Annotated in this window: 12 protein-coding genes; 3 read left to right on the top strand and 9 right to left on the bottom strand. The window is 66.7% G+C overall.

From position 1 onward, the window contains the following. Window positions 1-68 precede the first annotated feature (68 nt). Window positions 69-377, bottom strand: a complete 309-nt coding sequence (locus SM755_RS10675) for a non-histone chromosomal MC1 family protein (protein ID WP_006665426.1) — start codon at window positions 375-377, stop codon at window positions 69-71. Between the two features lie 236 nt (window positions 378-613). On the opposite strand from SM755_RS10675, the gene SM755_RS10670 reads away from it, so the two are divergent. Both SM755_RS10670 and SM755_RS10665 read left to right on the top strand, forming a co-directional pair. Beyond that, the gene (locus SM755_RS10670) at window positions 614-811 is read left to right on the top strand and encodes a hypothetical protein (protein WP_006111025.1); all 198 of its coding nucleotides are present in this window, start codon (window positions 614-616) and stop codon (window positions 809-811) included. Window positions 812-1,181: 370 nt separating this feature from the next. Further along, a complete protein-coding gene (locus tag SM755_RS10665) occupies window positions 1,182-4,091 on the top strand; it encodes a M14 family metallopeptidase (RefSeq protein WP_323172643.1) in 2,910 nt (969 codons plus the stop codon). 44 nt (window positions 4,092-4,135) lie between these two features. Here SM755_RS10665 and pheT read toward each other — a convergent pair whose 3' ends face one another. The 4 genes from pheT to SM755_RS10645 all read right to left on the bottom strand — a co-directional run bounded on the left by pheT (window position 4,136) and on the right by SM755_RS10645 (window position 11,067). Continuing rightward, window positions 4,136-5,851, bottom strand: coding sequence for a phenylalanine--tRNA ligase subunit beta (pheT, locus tag SM755_RS10660; RefSeq protein WP_323172642.1), 1,716 nt, complete (start codon window positions 5,849-5,851; stop codon window positions 4,136-4,138). Then, entirely contained in the window at window positions 5,851-7,401 is a 1,551-nt protein-coding gene (locus SM755_RS10655) for a phenylalanine--tRNA ligase subunit alpha (protein WP_323172641.1), read from the bottom strand. The genes pheT and SM755_RS10655 overlap by 1 nt, the downstream gene beginning before the upstream one ends. 469 nt (window positions 7,402-7,870) lie before the next feature. Next, window positions 7,871-9,301: a hypothetical protein gene (locus tag SM755_RS10650; RefSeq protein WP_323172640.1), complete on the bottom strand. Its 1,431-nt coding sequence runs from the start codon at window positions 9,299-9,301 to the stop codon at window positions 7,871-7,873. 125 nt (window positions 9,302-9,426) lie between these two features. Further along, window positions 9,427-11,067: a tryptophan--tRNA ligase gene (locus SM755_RS10645; RefSeq protein WP_323172639.1), complete on the bottom strand. Its 1,641-nt coding sequence runs from the start codon at window positions 11,065-11,067 to the stop codon at window positions 9,427-9,429. 98 nt (window positions 11,068-11,165) lie between these two features. On the opposite strand from SM755_RS10645, the gene SM755_RS10640 reads away from it, so the two are divergent. After that, window positions 11,166-12,131: a MoxR family ATPase gene (locus SM755_RS10640; protein WP_323172638.1), complete on the top strand. Its 966-nt coding sequence runs from the start codon at window positions 11,166-11,168 to the stop codon at window positions 12,129-12,131. Between the two features lie 21 nt (window positions 12,132-12,152). On the opposite strand, the gene SM755_RS10635 is transcribed toward SM755_RS10640, so the two are convergent. The 4 genes from SM755_RS10635 to SM755_RS10620 are packed head-to-tail and all read right to left on the bottom strand — an operon-like array spanning window position 12,153 to window position 19,426. Then, window positions 12,153-14,243, bottom strand: a complete 2,091-nt coding sequence (locus tag SM755_RS10635) for a hypothetical protein (protein WP_323172637.1) — start codon at window positions 14,241-14,243, stop codon at window positions 12,153-12,155. Next, window positions 14,243-15,577, bottom strand: a complete 1,335-nt coding sequence (locus SM755_RS10630; RefSeq protein WP_323172636.1) for a DUF58 domain-containing protein — start codon at window positions 15,575-15,577, stop codon at window positions 14,243-14,245. The genes SM755_RS10635 and SM755_RS10630 overlap by 1 nt, the downstream gene beginning before the upstream one ends. Continuing rightward, entirely contained in the window at window positions 15,570-16,508 is a 939-nt protein-coding gene (locus SM755_RS10625; protein WP_323172635.1) for a hypothetical protein, read from the bottom strand. Before SM755_RS10625 ends, SM755_RS10630 begins: the two co-directional genes overlap by 8 nt. After that, entirely contained in the window at window positions 16,505-19,426 is a 2,922-nt protein-coding gene (locus SM755_RS10620; protein ID WP_323172634.1) for a hypothetical protein, read from the bottom strand. The genes SM755_RS10625 and SM755_RS10620 overlap by 4 nt, the downstream gene beginning before the upstream one ends. Window positions 19,427-19,468: the final 42 nt, after the last annotated feature.

Below are 19,468 nucleotides of genomic sequence, written 5' to 3'. Positions count from 1 at the left end.
TGGATAGTTACTCCTCGCCAGAGACGCCACTCATGGACTCGTCCCCCCGAAATCGCCGACAATCCGTGTTACTCGTCCAGGTGGTCGATTCCCTTCTTGGAGACGTTCGCCTCCGTGATCTCGTCGGGCATCCAATCCGGCTTATCGTCGGGTGCTGTCTCCTCCCAGGCCCAGCCGTCGTAGATGTGGACTTTATCCGTCCCCTTCTCACGAAGCCTGAGTTCAGTTCGGTCAGCCGCGTCCTCGCTCGAGCCCGGTTCGAGCCGTCGTGCCGCCTTGAGGGCGGCTTGCCGGGGGGTATTCCCCGAAAAGACACTTTCCTCTTCCCCGCTCGACGCTCGCAGCGCAAAGTTTCGTTTACCGTCTTCGCGTACCATGGTTTTGCCTCCATGCCAACCCAGCACACGGCCCGACATAAATATATCCCTGAAAATCGACCGACAGTGCCGGTATCTTTAAGTATGTCCGTCAGTCACCTCTTCGCACTATCTCGCTCCGCCGGTCGCCGCTCTCCCGTAATTGTCCGCGTGACTACTGTGTAATAAGGTCATTCCCCAGGGCGTCGAAAACACTTAAGTATATCCTACGGCGAAGTTCGTCATAGAATCCCGCGATGGTACGGAAAAAGAAGTTGAGTCCAAGCGGTGCGAAAGACGAAGACGGTAACTACCACAACGTCCACCTCAATCTCCACGAGGATGAACTCGCAGTCGCGGGGATGGACATCGGCGACGAAGTTTTCGTTCGGGTCCGGGACGGGAAGATCATCATTCAGAAAGCCGACGAGGAAGACGTCGAACACGAGTTCTAATCGACTATTGAACGACGGACGGCAGTGTCGTACATCGAACGTACTTGCCGCTACAGCACGAACGCGGGTCTGTCTCGCGTTCGGCCGCGCTCGTTTCTCGAGAAGACGGCACTCACACAGACTGCTGTCAGCCGGTTCCGGCGCACCCACACACTCCTGCGGTTGCGACGGAAATCGGTATAACAGCCTCTCAGGAATCGACTACTGACCGTTACACTCGCCGTAGCAGTCGACTCTTGTGATCGAGTTCCGATCGAAGGACGTCCGCCGTTGTAAGCATACGTGTTCCAGAGACGTTCGCTCGTTCCACATCGTTCTTACTGAGAATCATTGTGGGATATTTCCGTGGGCAACAACCACGTGATCGAGAATGTTAGACGACATAGATAACGAGGCCCCGAGCAACGCGACGGACCGGTCGGCTGCCGGCGACGAGCATCTTCCCGGCGAACGGTTCACGAACAGTCCAGTCGACCGACGAACGTTTCTCCGCCTCTCGGCCACGACCGGTGCTGCGCTCGCGCTTCCGGGCAGTGCCACTGCCGACGTTTCCGGCGACGCGCTCACCGACGAGTTCACCTTCGTCGTCAATCACACGCCCGAGGCGTACGAGGCTGCGGCCGTCATCGAGTTCGGCGAGCGGGAGGCGTTTGACGCCTTCGCGGACGAGTACGAGGAAGAACCCGATCCGGAACTGTCTCGGGCACCGAAGGCGGTCACCCGGGAGGAGCCGACGCTCGCGGCGCACGCCCACCTCACCGCCGCCGAGGTCGAGGACGTGCTCGACCTGAGCGGTGATGGAATCGACGTCATAGACTTCGCACCCGGTGCGAACCCGTGGTGGACGATCGAAGCTCCCTACGAAGACGGCGTCTTTCCGCCGGTCGAGTCGGCGCGCAACTACGTTTCCTACGAGGAAACCGTCGAGGCGCTCGGACACCTCGAAGACGCGTATTCGGATCGCGTTCGGGTCCACAATATCGGCGAGTCGCCGGGCTGGACGAACGCATTTACCGGCGAGGAGTCCGATCCGCGGGATATCTACGTCGCGGAGGTGACGAACGACGTTCGAGACGAGACCGCCTTCGACGAGAAGGAGAAGGTTGTCTTCTCGCTCAGCATTCACGGCGACGAACGCGCCGGCGTCGAAGCCGGCAGTCGGCTCCTCGAGGACCTCGCCCGCGGGGAGGCGGGGGCGTTCGAACCCCTGCTCGACGACATCGCCGTCGTCTTCCTGTTTACCAACCCCGACGGCTGGGTCGCGCGCAACCCCCAGACCGAAATCCCGTGGGTCGAGGCCCACGACACCAACTTCCAGCGCGGCAACGCGAGCGTCTTCGACGGCCAGCCGATCGATACCAACCGGCAGTATCCGACCATCGGGTGGACGAATCCGAGTTTCCGGCCGGCCGAACCCGAGGGCGTACCCGACGAGTTCACCGAACTCGTGCCGGATTCGCTGGCCATCGTTGAGCACTTCCGCGGGTACGAGAACGTGGCGTTCCTCTGTGATTACCACGGGATGTACACGGCCGACCACCTGGTGTTCAACCTCGAGACGAACGCGTCGTTCGAGCACGAGGGGACCCACGATCTGGACGAGGTCAACATCCGGATCGGCGAGGGAATGCAGGATCACTGGGGTGGTATCGATGCGATCGCCGACGACATCGAGACAGCCGGCGAGGAGATGTACGGCGTGCCGTTCGTGCCGGACGGCGACAGTTTCGACGGGCTCCTGGACTGGGGGTCGATCTACGACTCGCTCGCCTACCAGATCACCGGGAGCTTCCTCGGCTGGGCCGGCCAACCCGAGGCGGACGGGGGACTCGGCGCGATCACCGTCGCCCCGGAGATCGTCCTCTCGAACCACTATATGAACGCACAGAAGGAGTGGAAACCCTACTGGTCGCGCCACTACGAGACGGCCTATCGGCTGTCTATGCGCGAGTTCGCCCAGATGGCCGCCCGGGAAACGACCGCCACCGTCGCAACTGGCGGCCAAGACACGGCCTACGTCACAACCGACGAACTCACCCGCTCGTCCGCCGATCTGCCCCACACGGGCGTCGATTCGGGTCGCGGCGGAGACGACGACAGCGGACGGGGACAGGGACGCGCTCAGAATCAGGGTCGCGGGACGGCGGTACGACGACGCCACGAGGTCGTCCGGCCGGGCCCGGCCGGTCAGTCGCGCGTCGGCGCGGAGACCACGGACGCCTCACACTCGCTGTTCGTGGATCTCGAGGGCGTACAGCACGCGACCGACGGCACCGTTCGCGTCCGCAATCCTGCGGGAACCGTCGTCCGCGAGGTCGACCTCGCGGCAAAGGCCGATCCGGCCGACTCGGAAGTCCGGACGCACGATTTCGAGGGAGCCTTCGTCCGCCGGCCGCAGGCGGGCCAGTGGACCGTCGAGGTCGACAGCGACGCCGAGGTACACGTCCTCACGACGGTACTCGACGTCGAGGGCGACGACGAGATCCCCGATCCCGGGGAAGTTCTCGGCTACGAGCAACGCCCCTACACCGTCAATCCGATGCGGTTCTTCGCCGACCTCGACGAGTCGGTCGTCGACGGCGACGTGGACTACATGGGCACCCACCACGTGAGCGTCGGCCGCCTCCTGCGGGGCAACTCCGGAAAGCGCCACTACGACAAACTCGTCGTCTCCCACGACGACGGCATCGACGACTCGCGGTACCTCTCGGCGATCGAGGAGTTCGTCCAGGCTGGCGGCGACCTCGTCCTCACGGATTCGGGCGTGAACTTACTCGCCGAACTCGAGATCGGCGACGCCGCCGACATCGCTGCCGGCGACATCGCCGACGTCCTCCTCCCGTTTGCGAACCTCGAAAACAGGGACTTCGACCACCCGCTACTCGCCGGCATCAGACCCCGCCAGCAGGAGATCTGGAAGGGGTCACAGCTGGGGTACACGACCGGCGTCGACCAACCCGCGACGATCGTCGACCGGGAGGCGTTCGAGCGCGCCGGCGGCTCCGTCGCCGGCACGTTCACCGTCGGCGACCTGCAGGACGGCGAACCGACCGATCTCGCGTCCGGCGTCGCCGCCGGCACGCTCTCGGCGGGCGACAGCGAAATTTCGGTCGTCGGCTCGGTGCTGCCGCCCGCCCGACAGACCGAACTCCACCCGTTCGGGATGGCCGACTACGCCGTGTCCTTCATGGGCCATACGCTCCTGTGTAACGCGCTCGGATTCGAACAGCGCCGCTACGCCGACGGTGAACTCGTGCGGACGTATGGAGAGATCCGCTAACAGCGTCGCTCTCGTGGCGTCCTCCAGTAGCCTCGCAACGCGGACTACTCCAGCGCCGCGAGGTCGAACTCGAACGCCGCGACCGGTACTTCCAGATCGTGTTCGACGAGGATTTTCGGATGAACCTCCCCGATCACGCCCACCACCTCGTCGTCCATGACGACGGCCGCCGTTCGACCCGAAATGAAGGTGGGGTGTTCCGTCGGCGGCGTCTCGAGTTCGACGTCGAACCGACGGGCCAGCGCTTGCAGTCGCGCCTTGGCGTCCTCGTAGCCGGCGTCGTGATTCGCGAGAACGGCCCCCACGTGACGGCGTTCGTCGATGCCGATGTTCTCGGTCTCGTCGACGGCGGCGGTAAAGCCGATTTCCGCGAGGTGCTGGGGATACGCGCGGTGGGTGTTTCGCTCTAACACCATCAGCAGCGAGGGCATGACCCACGTTCGTAACATTGTGAAGTCCTCGCTGTAGGGTTCCTTGATCGTCGCGGGCTCGCCGGCCCCGTAGACGTCCGCATCGGGGTCGAGATCGAAGCGGTCGTAGTTCTCCGCCTCGTTGATCATGTGGAAGTTCAGCAGATCCTCGAAGCCGAGGCCGACGAGTTGGGTGCGCGTCGCGTCTTCGAGTCGGGAGCGTTCGTGTCGACCGCCGACGGTCCCTATGTCGGGGTACTTCGGTTCGAGTTCGTTGAAGCCGTAGGCCCGCCCGAGGTCGTCGATGATATCGAGCGGGTGGAGCACGTCGACGCGGTAGGGTGGCACGGTGAACTCGTAGACGAGTTCGCCGTCGTTATCGCCTTCTTCCTTCGCCGCGTCGAGTCCCGACCGCTCGGCCAGGTCGATGACCTCGTCCGGATCGAGGTCGATTCCGAGGATGGTCTCGATGCGGTCGTGGGAAACGGTCTTGGTCTTTGTCGAGAGATCCGGGCGGACGAGTTCGTGATCGGAGTATTCGACGCTGATGTCCTCGAGCGTCGCGCCGCGGGCCGCGAGTGCGTAGCAGACGATGTTCAGCATCTTGTCGATCGTCCACTGATCGGTGCCGGTCATCTCGACGAACAGGTCGCGAGAGTCCGTCGACACTTCGGTGCGGCGGCCGTTGATCACCGGCGGGAACGAGAACAGCCCGATGTCGTCGTAGATCGCCGGGTAGCGCTCGTACTCGCTGACGAGGTCCGCGTACGTCCGGCCCGTGTCGTGTTCTTCGAGCACCTCGGCGGGCGTCAGTTCGGCGTCCGAGTCGAGCGGCACGAAGCGGTCCCCGTCGGGGTCGATGCCGACGTACTCGATGGTCGGGTTGCCCTCAGTCGCTGGGCTTCCGCGGAGCATCGTCAGGTCGTGAATCCCGATCGCGCCCTTCGCGCGTTTTCGGCCCATCGTCGCGTGTAACTTCTCCTGGAGTTGGATCAGCGAGTCGAGGCTTTCCTCGTCCAGATCGACGTCGCGGATCACCGCGCCCGTCACGTACGGCCGCTCGTCCGGCACCGACTCGTCGACCCGAATCGTCCACTCGGCCGAGTTCGTCGCGGGAACGTGCACGCCACGGGCGTCGCCGTACTGGTAGCGCATCGAGCGGGCGACGCCTTCGACCGACAGGCGGTCGAGCCGATCCGGCGCGAACTCGAGTTCGAACGCGCCGTCCTCGGTGCGGCCCTCGAACTCGAGGCCGAGTCCGAACAGGTCCGCCTGCAGTTCCTCGTCGGATTTTTCCTCGTGGCCGGTCAGTTCGCGCAGTTCGTCGGGGTCGATATCGACCGTTGGCATCAGTAGGTCACCTCCGTCTCGCGAAGCAGTTCCAGGTCACACAGCGTCCCGTGGATGTCCCGGATGTCCTCGAAGCCATACATCAGCATGAGCAGGCGTTCCAGGGCCAGTCCCCAGGCCATCACGTCGCACTCCACGCCGAGGGGTTCTAACATCTCCTCGCGGAAGATGCCCGAGTTGCCGATTTCGACCAACTCGCCGGTCGTCGGGTGGGTGCCGAACAGTTCGAACGACGGCTCGGTGTAGGGGTTGTAGTGGGGTTTGAACTGGATGTCCTCGATGCCGAACTGGGCGTAGAACTCCTCGAAGGTACCCATCAAATCCCGGACAGAGAGGTCCTCAGCCATCACCCAGCCCTCGATCTGGAAGAACTCGAGTAGGTGGGTCGGGTCGAGCGTGTCGTTGCGGTACACCTTCTCGACGCTGAAGAAGCGCGCCGGCGGTTCGATCTCGCCGATCTCCCTGCCCGACAGATAGCGCGTCGACAGCGAGGTCGTGTGTCCGCGGAGCGCGAGCGCCCGGGCGAAGTCCTCGTCCCAGGGCGAGTGATAGCCCTCGCCGTCCTCGCCGACGCCCTCCCTGTGGGCGCGCTCGACGCGCTCGACGAGTTCGGTCGGCAACTCGTCGATGTGGGTCGGCTGCTCCAGGGCGAACCGGTCCCAGTGCGTGCGAGCGGGGTGGTCCTGGGGCATGAACAGGCTGTCGTTGATCCAGAAGTCCGCGTCGACGTGCGGGCCTTCCATCTCCTGAAAACCCATGCCGACGAGCACGTCCTTCACGCGGTCGGCCGTCTGGCGCAGGATGTGCACCCGGCCGCCTTCGAACTGCTCGGCGTCGGCCTCGACGTTGTACTCGGCGAACTCGACGTCCTCCCACTCGCCGCCGGTGAGGAGTTCGGGCGTGACCTGGCCGACCGTCTCGGCCGTCTCGAGGCCCGCCATCAGCTCCGTGACGCCGTCGTCAGTCAGCGTGATCTCGCGGACCGTCGTCTCGGCGAGTTCGAGCAATCCGCGGCGTTCGAGTTGGTCGCGAATTTCCGTGCTGAACTCGTCGGCGGCGAGTTCACCGTCGCTATCACTCTCACCGTCACCATCACCGTCGTCGGCAAGCACCGACAGGGCGTTCGCCTCCGCGTCGGCGTCCGGGTCGGCGTCGGGATCCGCGGTGATCTCGCCGCTGTCGATCTGTCCGTAGCCCTTGCGCGCGTAGTTCGAGAGCGCGATGTCGACCTGGTTGCCGTCGAGTTCGGCCGCGCCGATGACCTGTCCCATCGAGACGGGCTCGTCGTCGGCACCGGCCGCGAGTGCGGCCTCGTAGAGGCGGATCTCGGGGAGGTCGCCGGCTGCGTATTCGGCTCCCTCGTCGGTGAGCGTGATCGTTTCGTCGACGCGTTCCGTGACGGCGACCAGTCCCTCGTCTTCGAGTTCGAAGACCGCGCCGGTGACGGTCTCGGGGGGGAGGTCGGTCGCCTCGGCGATGGCGTCGACGGACGTTGCGTCGTCCGCGTTCGCGGCCTCGAGGACCGCGACCTGTGCTGCTGGAAGTTGCATTCGCTTGTGTAGATGGCTGTGTGGTGGTCAGTTAGCGGTTCCGACTCGAATCGATGACGGTAGCGAGTGCAGCGAGCGACGGCGGGTGTGACGACCCTCTCGAGACCGTTCCGTCCCGATGCCACTGCGGCACCAGCCGCTCATCGGCGTCCTGTGACCGGTTTCACCGCGACAACCCGGTGTGGATCACCGCGGGTTCACCGGATCCTCTCACTCTCAGCGCGCAAAAACGAACCCGAATCCCGAGTGTGGCTGCTGTGGCTGACTCACGACGCTGGCACGAGTCGGGGATTCGGGTGCCATACACGTTCGATACCCTGGCTGGGGCAAAAGCGTTGCGGGACGGTGACACCGCCCGCGACCGATCCTTCGCCGGCTCACCCGCGTTCGGACGACCCCCGGCCAGCGGACTCGAACGGACTCTTGCAGCGGTCTCGAACGCGCTCCATCGCGGACTCGCCGGCTACGACTACGAGTTCGACACGCGCGTCGTCTCAAGCGACCCCGATTCAACCCAGACGAACCCAGACTGCTCGGCCGCCGCCTTCGCCCGCGAAACCGCCGCCGGATCGAACGCGTCGCCGAACTCGATGCGCGTCTCCGATCGCTCCGCTTCCGGCAGCTCCGGCAGGAACTCCTCGTCCTCGAGCAGTCCGCGCACGGAGACGTTCCCGCCGGCACCGAGGGCCGCACCCAGCGCGCGATACCGGTCGGTTTCGGTCTCCCACTCGACGTCGCCCCCGAAGGAGTCGTTTGCGACCCGCGTCGTCGTACTCGATCCCGAGAGCGAGCCGAACTCGTCGGCGGCCGTCCCATCGGATGCTGACGCGTCCGTCCCGGACGATGCTGAGGCCAAGGGCGATGCCGAGGACGATACCGTGGCTGACGCTCCGTCGAACCCCTCGCGTTCAGTTTGCGAACGCGGGTCGGTGCTGGGTCCGGGTGTGTCGGCGTTGGCATCGGTTCCGGTTCCGGCTCCGGCTCCGGCGTCGGTTCCGGGTCCGATTTCGCTGGTCTCGTCGGTGCCACCCTCCGCCACCCGCGAGACGGTCGGTGAGCCGCGGAGTTCGAAGTCGTTCTTGCTCTTGTTCTCGCGCTCCGTGGCCGCCGTCGCCTCGGCTTCTGCCTCCTCGATCAGCGAGTTGAACTCCTTGCCTGCCGTCCGCGTCCCGTCGCGCTCGCGGTCGGCGGCCCAGTCGGGCCACGGGGCAGCACCGTCACTTGGTGTGGCACTCGTGTGGGCTGTCGATTCGTCGGGGACGTACGCCCCGAGTTCGTGCTCGGGGAGGAGCGGCGTTCCGACGGCGTCGATTCGCAGGCCGTACCGTTCGCGCAGCCACTCGAGTTCGGGTTCCGCGACCAGCGCGGCCCGCCAGCGATCGACGCCGGCGGAGAGCAGGACGAATCGCGCGTCGGTTCCGACGAGCAGCGAGGCGTTTATCGCCTGCAGGAGGGCCGGCAGATTGTCGGTACCGAGCGGCGTGTCGGGATACTCGACGGTCGTCTCCCGTTCTCGGCCCTGATAGTCGGACGCTCGCAGGTGGAGTCGGTCGTCCGAGCGCAGCGCTGCGGCGATCCGTTCGCACCGAAATGACCAGCCGATGGCGTCGAAGACGGCCGTTAGTTCCCGATCCAGATCGTCCTGCGCGTAGCGTGCGGCGCAACTGAGCCCGCGCTCGCTCCCGGCGATCGTCCGGCGGAGGACGGCCATCCGATCCTGGCCGGCCGCGAGTTCGTCGGCGAGGGCGGTTGCGAGGTCGTCAGGTCCGTTGTTGACACCGCCGGCGTGCCGCTGTGTCCGGATATCGGCCGCCGTGACGCCGAAGGAGCCGAGGATCGCTGCACAACTGAGGAGGTCGTCAGCATCCTCCGGGGGATCGGGAGGGCGAGAGGAGGGCATCCGTTGTCGGTGTTTCACGAACGGCCCTATATAACTTCGTCAGACGCCAAAACACAACGCCGACGCGGGGAGAAACGTACCGCTGCCGTCACGGCCGACTCGTCGACTGCAGTGGGGTCGGAGTACTACCGCCGACGCGGCGATTCGAGTTCGATATCCGCCTCCTCGAGCAACTCCTCGACCTCCGCTCGCTTTTGCTGGTGCTCTTCGAGGAACTCCTTCATCAACTGGGCGGCCTGTTCCTTGCAGTCGCCACAGAGGCGCTCGCCGCCGACGCACTCATCGTAGACGCGCTTTGCGAACTCGTCGTCGTCGCCGGCGAGCAGGTAGGCGTACAGTTCGTAGACCGGACACTCGTCGGCTTTGCCGCCTTTCTCTCGCTGCTCTTCAGCAGTTTCGCGGCCGCCGGTTGTCGCCGACTTGACCTTATCGTAGCCGTCCTCGGGGTCGTCGAGCAGGGAAATGTGGGAGGCCGGAATCGAGGAGGACATCTTCCCGCCCGTCAGCCCGGTCATGAAGCGGTGGTAGATCGACGACGGCGGCTGGAAGCCGTAGCCGCCGTTCTCGACCTCGATCTCCCGTGCGAGTTCTTCCGCTTCGGCGCGGTCGATCTCGAAGGCGTCGACGTGGTTTTCGTAGACGCGCTTTTCGCCCTCGACGGCGTCGATGAGTGCGTCGAAGGCGTCCTCGGTCGCCCGTCGGTCGGAGAACCGCGTTCGCGGGCGAAGCGGTTCCATTCCGCCCTCGTTCAGCTTCGTCAGGACCGACTCGAGCGTGCTCGCGCCGACCCCGAGTTCGGCCAGCGGCGTTTCTTCGAGGGTTTCGGCGACGTGGACACACCGGAGTTGCTCGTCGTCGAACTCGGCCGGGTCGAGGCGCTCGTAGAATTCGGCGACGAGTTCGCGCTCGTCGGCCTCGAGTTCGAAGCTAGCGTAGGCCTTGGAGACCTTGAAAAAGCGCATCCGTTCGGCGAGGTCGCGGGCCAGGCGGACGTGGGGGTCCTGGTCGGGGCCGACGGGGATCACGGTGGGCTTGGGCTCGTCTAACTGCGGGTAGAGGATGTCGGCCATCTGGGTGACGACCGACTGCATGTGCGAGACGTCGGTCTCGCCGTCGAAGCCGTAGATCGCCTGGAACTCGGAGAAGTTGGCTTCGGCCCCGAGATCGAAGGCCAGGTCCTGGACCTCGCGGTTTTCCGACTGGCGGTAGAGGTCGCCGTCCTCGGGGTCGAAGCCGAGTGCGAGCAGGGAGAGCAGGTAGCTCCGGGCGTGTTCGTCGATTTCTTCCCAGGAGAGGCCGCGAGCGGCGTTGGCTTCGAGGTCGGCGATCAGCGCGTGGGCCTCTGCACCCTGCTGTTGGTGCCAGATGATCTCGTCGAAGACGAGTTTGTGGCCGATGTGGGGGTCGCCGGTTGGCATGAATCCCGAAAGGACGGCCGCCGGTTCGTCGTTTTGCAGCGCGCGGATGACCGACCGGTAATCACGCTGGCCGAAGATGACGCCTCGGCGCATCAGGTAGTGGGGGTGGGGCACCTCGTCCAGAACGTCGTCGAACTCCTCGATGCCGAACTCGTCGAACAGTTTGCGGTAGTCGGAGACGGTCGAGGAGCCCCACGGGTCCAGCGCGACGTCGTCGGCACCCGCAGCGCCGCCGTCCGCTCGAAGGGGTGTCGCCCCCTCGTCGCCGACAGCGACAGCGTCGGCCGCAGTCCCGGACGCCTCGTCCTCGAACTTCCTGGGCTCCTCGCGTGGGTCGTCTCCGGTCATTACCACCGTTTTGGCGCGCCGGCGCGCAAAAGCCTTCGCTTCTCTGCCGTTCGCTGCCTGCCAGTATCTTCATGTGACGCCCCCGACAACGCCAACCGATGGCAGACGACGTTTCGGCCGTCGCGACGAGCGAGACCTGTACCGAAGTTCTCTCGCGGATCGGCGATGCGGTGATCACCGACCGCGAGTTCCTCGAGCAGGTGCTCACCGCGGCGCTCGCCCGCGGCCACGTCCTCCTCGAAGACGTACCCGGTACCGGGAAGACGCTGACGGCGCTGGCGTTCGCCCGGGCGCTCGGGCTCGAATTCTCCCGCATCCAGTTCACCCCGGATCTGTTGCCGAGCGACATCACCGGCTCGCACGTGTTCAACGAACACACCGGCGCGTTCGAGTTCACCCGCGGGCCGGTATTCGCGAACGTGGTACTCGCCGACGAGATCAACCGCGCGCCGCCGAAAACCCAGGCCGCCCTCCTCGAGGCGATGGACGAAGGACAGGTCACCGTCGACGGGACGACGCGCGACCTGCCGGACCCGTTCCTGGTCATCGCGACGCAGAACCCGGTCGAACAGGAGGGGACCTTCGAATTGCCCGAAGCGCAGCGTGACCGCTTTACGATCAAGACCGCCATCGGCTACCCGGATCGGGCGGGTGAACTCGAGTTGATCGAGCGGCGAAGCGAGCGCGAGACGAAGCTGCCGACGGTCGAGCCGGTGCTCGATGCGGCGGGCGTGCGGACGCTCCAGCGCGTCCCCGAGCGGGTGTCGATGAGCGAGCCGGTTCGGGGCTATCTCGTGGATCTCGCGCGGGCGACCAGAGCGGACGACCGGGTCGAGATCGGCATCTCGCCGCGGGGGATTCAACGATATTTCGAGGCTGCACGCGCACGCGCGGCGATTGCCGGTCGGGAGTACGTCGCACCGGACGATATCAAGCGGATCGCCGAGCCGATCATGCAGCATCGGCTCGTGCTGACTACCGATGCGCAAATCGAGGGCGTCGACGGATCGACCGTCGTCCGGTCCGTGCTGGACCGGGTCGAGGTTCCGGCAGTCGACCCGTAGCGCCGTCCCGACCGAACGCGGCTAGTCGGTTTTCGAAGCCGAGTGCTCCGTTTCGCTCTCGTCGCTCTCGTCGGATGGCGGCTCGGAGACCGCCTCCGTGCATGCTTGTGAGTCGACTCCGGACGACTCGCTGCCGGTGAACTCGGCTGCGGCTGACTCATCCGACGGCACGGCGTCGAGACGGGAGGTGATGGCCGCGACTGTCTCGTCGCTCAGCGTCTCGACGGATTCGAGTTCGGCCGTGCGGGCGGTCTGGATGTCGCCGATCGTTTCGAAGCCGGCGGTTCGCAGGGCGCGGGCTTCGCCGGTGTCGATGCCGGGAACGGTTCCCGCCGCGACGGGGAGCCGGGAGATGTCGCTCGTTCGGGTTCGACCGGCCGCAGCGGCGGCGGTCGCTCGTCGTTTGAGGATTATAAGCAAGGCGAGCAACGCAACGGTACAAGCGACGGCGATCGTCACGCCAGTTCGGATCGCGAGCCGATTGAGGAGGGAGTCGAGGCCGACTGCGAAACCGATTCCGAGCACCCCCACGAGGACTGTGCCGGTCGTATGCGCCAGTGCCGGCCGTCGTGCGGAGACGTCTCGACCGAGTTCGTCGACGAGTGAGACGCCGTAGACGCCGGCGTCCCAGGCGACGAGTGCGCAGGCGACGGCGGTGCCGACCGCGAGCGTCGATCCGCCGCCGAGCGCGACGACCACGCCGCCGGCGACGAGCGAACTCGCGGCCAGCGTGGCGGGAGCCGCGCGGTCCGAAAGCGGGCCGAGTGCGCCGAGCAGCCAGACGGCGACCAGTAGCGCGAAAATCGTCCCGACGAGCCCGCTCAGCACGAACCCGACGGCGGCGATTCCCGTCGGCGGCGACGCGAGCGAGCGTAGGTCATCGGCCGCGAGTTCACCGGCGGCTCCCGGCAGCGCGCCCCGTTCGTTCGCGGCGGCCATCGCCTCGAGTTCGGGACCGATCCAGTGGTCGAACACCAGCGGGTAGCCGATCGAGACGAGAACCACGACGAGGGCCCCGCCCGCGAACGCCGGCAGCCACCTGACGGCGGTACTGTATCGAAGTCTGGAGAACGTGGGGAGCCGCGAGCCGAGGCCGGCCAGACAGAGCGCGATGATCCCCGCGAGAACGGCGACACGAACGGGTGTCGCCATGGTTAGCGGGACGAGCGTCGACTCGACGAGCGCGGCCGCGGTATCGATGCCTCGATTGTCGCCGGTTCGAGCCAGGACCGCGACTGAACTCGCCAGGAGGGTGCCACCCAGGACTGCCCAGCCGGCCCAGCCCGCTCGCGAAGCGAGCCACTCGATCCGCCGGCGTGCCGTCTCGCGTCGATCCCGGGGCAGGAGTTCCGGGATCGGAAGTCGCGGCAGGACGAGCACCGCGAGCCACAGCAGTCCCACGAGGAGCCCGACGAAGCTCAGCGCACCCGCAGTCGTCGCCGACGGAGACGGCGACACGAGTTCACCGAGCGCTTGCGCTGGAGTGGTGCCGTTCCCGTTTCCTGTCCCTGTTCCAGTCGCAGTCCCAGTCCCGGGGAGAGAGGGCCACAGCGACAGCGACCGAATCGGGTCGAAAAACACCGCTGAGACGACAGCGACGGGGATCGACGTGAGCCAGACGACCGGCAGCGCGGAGCGGACGGCCCCGTCGCCGACCGCGCCCGTTCTGGTCGCCGCGCCGCCGAACGTCGCGAGAACGATCGCGAGGACGATCCAGACGCGGTATTCCGGTTGAACCGAGGCCGAATCGCCGCGAAGGGCGAGTCCGAGCGCGCCGGCCGTTCCGAGTGCAGTGAGCACGGCGAGCAGGCTCCCGACGGCTCGACCGCCCGGCGTTCGCCGTTTCGTGGCCGTCACCGTCGCCGCTAGTATGCCGCCGGTGAGACCGGCGACGATCGCCGCCGCGACGGCATCGATGCTGACGGCGAGAACGAGTATCCCGACGAGCGTCGCCAGAATCGTCGCGACAGCCGGTATCGGCGCGCTGACCGTCCCGCCGGATCGCGCGGTGGTGGATCGAGCGGCGTTCGGTCGCGCCGTCGCCGGTTTTTCACCGGCATGTCGTCCCGTCCGCCCCCGCTTCTGGAGCCCGAGGTCGTCGTCCGTCGCCATTAGCGACGCACCTCCCCGAACACCCGATCGAGGGTCGTCGCAAGCGGCTGTTCCGGTTCCCAGTCCACCACGGGAATTTCCCCTCGCTGGAGGCGTTCGAGCCGCGTCTCCCGGCGAATCGCCGCCAGCCGCGCCCCGATTTCCGCACGCGTCGTCACGTTCGGCGACACGACCGACAGCCGGTACCCGTGCCGTCGAAGCGCCAGCGCGAGGTCGACGATGCCGTCGTCCACCGCCGGCGTACAGACCACGAGTTGCGCATCCGACGGCAACAGCGTCTCGAGCCGGTCGGCGGTCGCCGTCGACGTCTCGCTTGCCCTCGCTCGTTCACCCTCGCCGCCATCGCTTCGCGCCCGCATCTGCGTCGGCTCATCCCGTGCGGCGACGGCGTCACAGACGCTCGCAATACGACCGCTCACGTCCGCACCCCTTCCCGGTTCGACGTACGCCGGCGGTCCCGCGTAGACGTCGGGTATCCGGCCCCGAACGCCGAGTCCGACGACCCCGACGCTGTGGGCGGCCTCGAGCATCGCCGCACTCGTCACCGTCCCGGCGTAGGCCGCGAGCGTGGTTCCACCCGGGTGTCCGCGGGCCGCCGCGACTCCCGACACCGCCCTGCCGTCGACGACGACCACGATCTTCGTCGCCTCCTGCTCGCGGTAGCGCACGGTACCGAGTTCACCCGTCCGGGCGTACCGCCGCCAGTCGATCCGGCTCACCGGATCGCCCTGGTGGTAGTCCCGCGTCGAGTGGAACTCGTACCCCGCGCCGCCGCTGTCGCTCGCGACGGTACCGGCGAGCGGCAGCGTCTCCCGGCGGAGTGAGAGCCCGTCCACCGGAATCGTACACTCGAGTTCGTCGTCGCCGGCGGCCGGAATCGAGGCCGTCGCCACGGCCGTTCCGCTCAGGCTTCGCACGCGGACCCACGCGTCGTCGAAGGCGTAGGTGCCCCGCCGCGGGCGCACCGCGTAGGTGAACTCGGTCTGCTCGCCGGCGCGGAGCGTCGTCGCGGTCCGTGCGGTTCCGTCGACGACGGCGATTTCGGACGGAACGCGGTCGGCGATTCGAACGTCCGGAAGCGGTCGCGTCGAGTCGTTTCGAACCGTGAGCGTCACGTCGACGCGCTCGCCGGGGAACGGGTGCCGCGGGTCGCAATCTCGTTCTACCGATATCGTCGTTGTCGGGTCGGGAACGGACGACAGCGCGGCGTAGCCGAGGTAGCCGACGGGGACGGTCGCAGCGAGCAACAGCGTCGCCGAGCCGAACACGGTGCCGACGGCGGCGAGGGCGAGCGACGCGACGACGCCGGAGTGCCACCGGGAGACGCTACGCACGCGTTCCCTCCGGTGGTGTCGCGGTGTCTCCGGCGGAATCGCCACCGGCGTTGTCCGGCTTTCGATTAGTCGGTTCCCCACCTTCCACCGCCCCGCCCGCTCTCCGTGCGTCGTCCGTCTCTCCCGTTGTAGCCGTCGATCCGGCGGATTCCGTTGCGTACCGCTCCAGTTCGGTAATCGTTCGCTCGAGACGGCGTTCGAACGTTCGTCCCGGGAACAACCAGTTCCGAAGTCGGTGCCAGATCGAGAGCCGCCCTGCGGACTCGTCGCCGAGAAACGCCGCCGCGATCCGGTCGTCCGTCCACTCGCCGCGCCGAATCCGCTCGTCGACCTTGTTGATTCCGTCCGCCTTCTCCGCTCCATCCGCTCCGTCCGCATCCGCTCCGTCTGCATCCGCTCCGTCCGCATCCGCCCCATCCCCCCGACCGTGTGCGTGTGCCGTCTCGATGGCTCGAAGCGTCTCCCGAAGCTCCTCGACGACGGCTTCCGTCCGGACCGTTCCCACCGATCCCCGTTTCAACGCGCGACTCGTCCGATCGACGCGCTCGGTAATCTCCTCGCCGACCACCTCGACGGCCGGCGGCTCATCCACTGTCTCCCGAGTTCGTGTCGGCGGTCGATTCCCGGCACGGTCCCCGTGCGGATTTTGAACTCGCGTCCGGGGTCGGTTCCGTTCATACGCAGCGCCGACGCCATGATCCGTCACGTCACTCGCACCCGAGAAGTACGCCCGCCAGAGGGCGAACAGCCCGATCACCCCACCGAGCACGAGGAGGGCACGCTCCGCGTCGACCGTCTGCTCGATCGTCGCCACGAGTTCGATGACCGCGGTCGGGAGAAGCGTCGGGGCCGCTGCCAGTATCGTGGCGATACCGAGCGTGCCGACCGCGAGCACGCCGAGCAGCACGTTCAGCACCGATCGGTCGCTCACGGCCGGTCACCCTCTTCTACCTCTTGTGCCGTCTCGTCCTCTCGGTTCGGCTCGTGTTCGCCCCGTGACATCGAATCTGTCGTCTCTTCCCCCTCCCCTTCTTCTTCCGCTGCCCTTGCCCCTGTTTCCGCGCCTGCGTCCGCCGTTGGGGCTGTGTCTCCAGCGACCGACCGCACGGCAGCCTGCACGCGTTCGATCCGCGGCTCCGCCGGCGATGACTCGCCGTACTCCGCGTCTCTGAACCCCTCGACGACGGTCCGAACCGGTCGCTCCGGAAACCCGCGCTCGACCGCGTACCGACCGATCTCGCCCGCGGTCTTCGTCCGAACGCCGGGCGGTCGCACCGCTCGGATGAACTCGCGCCAGAGCCCGCGGACCGTTCGCCTTCGACCTTCGGGCTCGCCCGCCGATTCGGTCCCGCTCGTCTCGGCGCGAGCGTCCGACGCGGACTCCGGTTTACGTTCTCGATCCGCCCGTCGTAACGACCGCAGGACGGCGCGGATGAACGCGACGAACCGTCTCGGATGGAGCGCCGCCAGTGCGGCGAGCCCTCGCTCCGCGAGTTCACCCGGCAGTCCGCGGAGTCGGCGACCGGTCCGCTGGAGTGCTCGCAGCGCGGCCCGACCCTGGACGGCCAGCCAGTCCCCGACTCGTTCGAGGGCGGCGGCGAGTTGGACGACCGCCTTGACAGTCTGCCCCCCGAGGTCGCGGATGAACTCGCCCGTTCGAGCCAGGAGTCGACGAACTCGCGTCGGCAGCGTTCGGACCGTCGCCGTCGGCATTCCGAATCGACGCCTGAGGAACCATCCGAGGAGGGTGACGAGTGCGAGTCCGACGGTGGCGACGACTGCGGCGTTCCGGTAGAGTCCGGTGAGGGTGGTTTCGACCGTCGTCCCGGCGACCTGCGCGCTGATCGTGGCCTCGTTCGAAACGGGAAGGGTGACCGTCGCGGTCCCGTCGGCTCCGGTCGCCGTCACCGGGTCCCCATCGATCAGCAGGGTCGCATTTTCAACCGCAGTCGCTGCGCCCGGCATCCCGGTATCGTTGTCCGTGGCGGTCTCGCTCCCGTCTTCGACTCCGTCCCGTGCATCTCCGGCGTCGTACTGCACCACCGCTTCGACCGTTCGACCGGGGAGCGGCACCCGCTCGACGACCTCGATCGACAGCCCGTAGACTCCGACCGTCCGCTCGGCACGGATATCGTCGCGCTCGACGGCGATCGTCGTTTCTCCCCGCGTTTCCGGAATCCTGATCTCCGCCGTTCCGAACTCGTCCGTCGTCCCGACCTGTTCCCCGTCGAGTAGCACCGTCCCCGCTGGGATCGGATTCCCTTCGACCGTGGCCGTCACCGTGCTGTTCGTTCCAGCCAGGACCGCGTCGTCGTCCGCGAGTTCACTCGCACGATCGATCGCGAGCGTGGTCTCAGCGTCCATTTCGACGGTCCGTTCGGTGCCTGCCACTCGTCCCCTCGGCTGTGCCGACTCGTTCGACGCACCTCCCTCGTCCGTACTCTCGTCTTGGAAGCGAGCAGGTGGCCCGGCGACGCTCCCGCCGTAGAACTGGATCGGTGAGCCCCCGAGACGCGCGCCGATCGCGCCCTGAACGGCTGGGTCCCGCACTGCCGTCGCTGCCGGGGATTGTGTCCGTTCTTGTTCTCGTTCCCATTCCTGTTCCTGCTCTCGCTCTCGTGGCTCGACCGTCACTGTCACGGCCTCCGTAAACGGCACCGTTCCGCTCACGGTCCCATCAGCACCGGTGACGCCGATCGGGTCCGCGTTGAATGAAACAACCGCATCCGGGAGCGGATCGCCGTCTTCCGTGACGGTAACCTCGACCTCGCTTCCGGGCGTCGGCGGCTCGCCGAAGGAAATCTCGTAGCCGCTTGCGGCCCCCTCGCGCTCCGTTTCGCCGTCGGTTTCCTCGCCACTTCCGTCCTCCCCAGCCGACTCCCCGGCGTCCCCGGACCCGGCCGCCGACTCGCCTCCGCTTTCGCTCGATTCAGATCCGCCGTCGCTATCGACCCCATCACCGTCGGTCTCCTCCCCCGTCGCACCCTCCCCACTCGCCGGCTCTCCATCGCTATCGCTTCCTTCGGCACCACTCCCGTCCTGGCCGAACTCGTCGCCGGCCTCGTCGCCGACCTCGTCTCCCTCGGCGGGATCCGCACTGAACTCGCCATCACCGCCCGGTTCCCCGGCCGTTCCGTTCTCCCCAACAACACCAGTCTCGCCAGTCTCGCCTCCCTCGCCGGCCCCACCGCTGGAATCACCACCAGTTTCTCCGTCCCCACTCTGCTCGCCACCAGCGCCACCCTCACCACCAGCGCCACTCTCGTCGCTCTCGAACCCGCTCTCACTCGACTCACCACCCTCTCCTGAACCGCCACTGAACTCGTCTCCATCCCCGCCACGGCCTCCATCACTCGTCTCCCCGTCCCGATTCGGAACCGCCGCTCCACCGCTCCCATCCTCGCCACTGGTCGCCGATCCACCACTCACGTTCCCGTTCCCGCTCTCGCTTCCGCTCCCGAGTTCAGTACTACCGTTTCCGCTTCGTGCTGTCCCCCCTGTCTCGGCTGTACCATCTACACTGTCGTTCCCGCCCGCGCCGAGTTCAAGGAGATTCCCCGCCCCCGCGGCCGAACGGGTCCCGTGGCCGCCGACGCCACCGAGTGCCGGGATCGCAATCGCTGCCAGCGCGAGCACCAGGACGGTCAGTACGACGAGCAGGAACTGTATCCAATCGGGGCCGGGGCCCGACTTGGACTCGTACTCAGATCCGAACTCGGATGCGGATCCGGATTCCGGTACTGGTGTTGATACCGATGTCGCCGCCGCCGATACCGATCCCGAACGTGAACTCGTCGCTGCGTCCCCCGTTCGTGTCGGCTCCGCCGGTTCCGTCGGTTCCGTTTCCATCCAGACCTACCGTTCGAAGAGACATATTGGTTCTTCGACCAT

Origin of the sequence: Natrialba sp. PRR66 (assembly GCF_034808065.1) — an archaeon.
GTDB classification, from domain to species: domain Archaea; phylum Halobacteriota; class Halobacteria; order Halobacteriales; family Natrialbaceae; genus Natrialba; species Natrialba aegyptia.
This window is presented reverse-complemented; position numbering and strand designations above follow the sequence as displayed.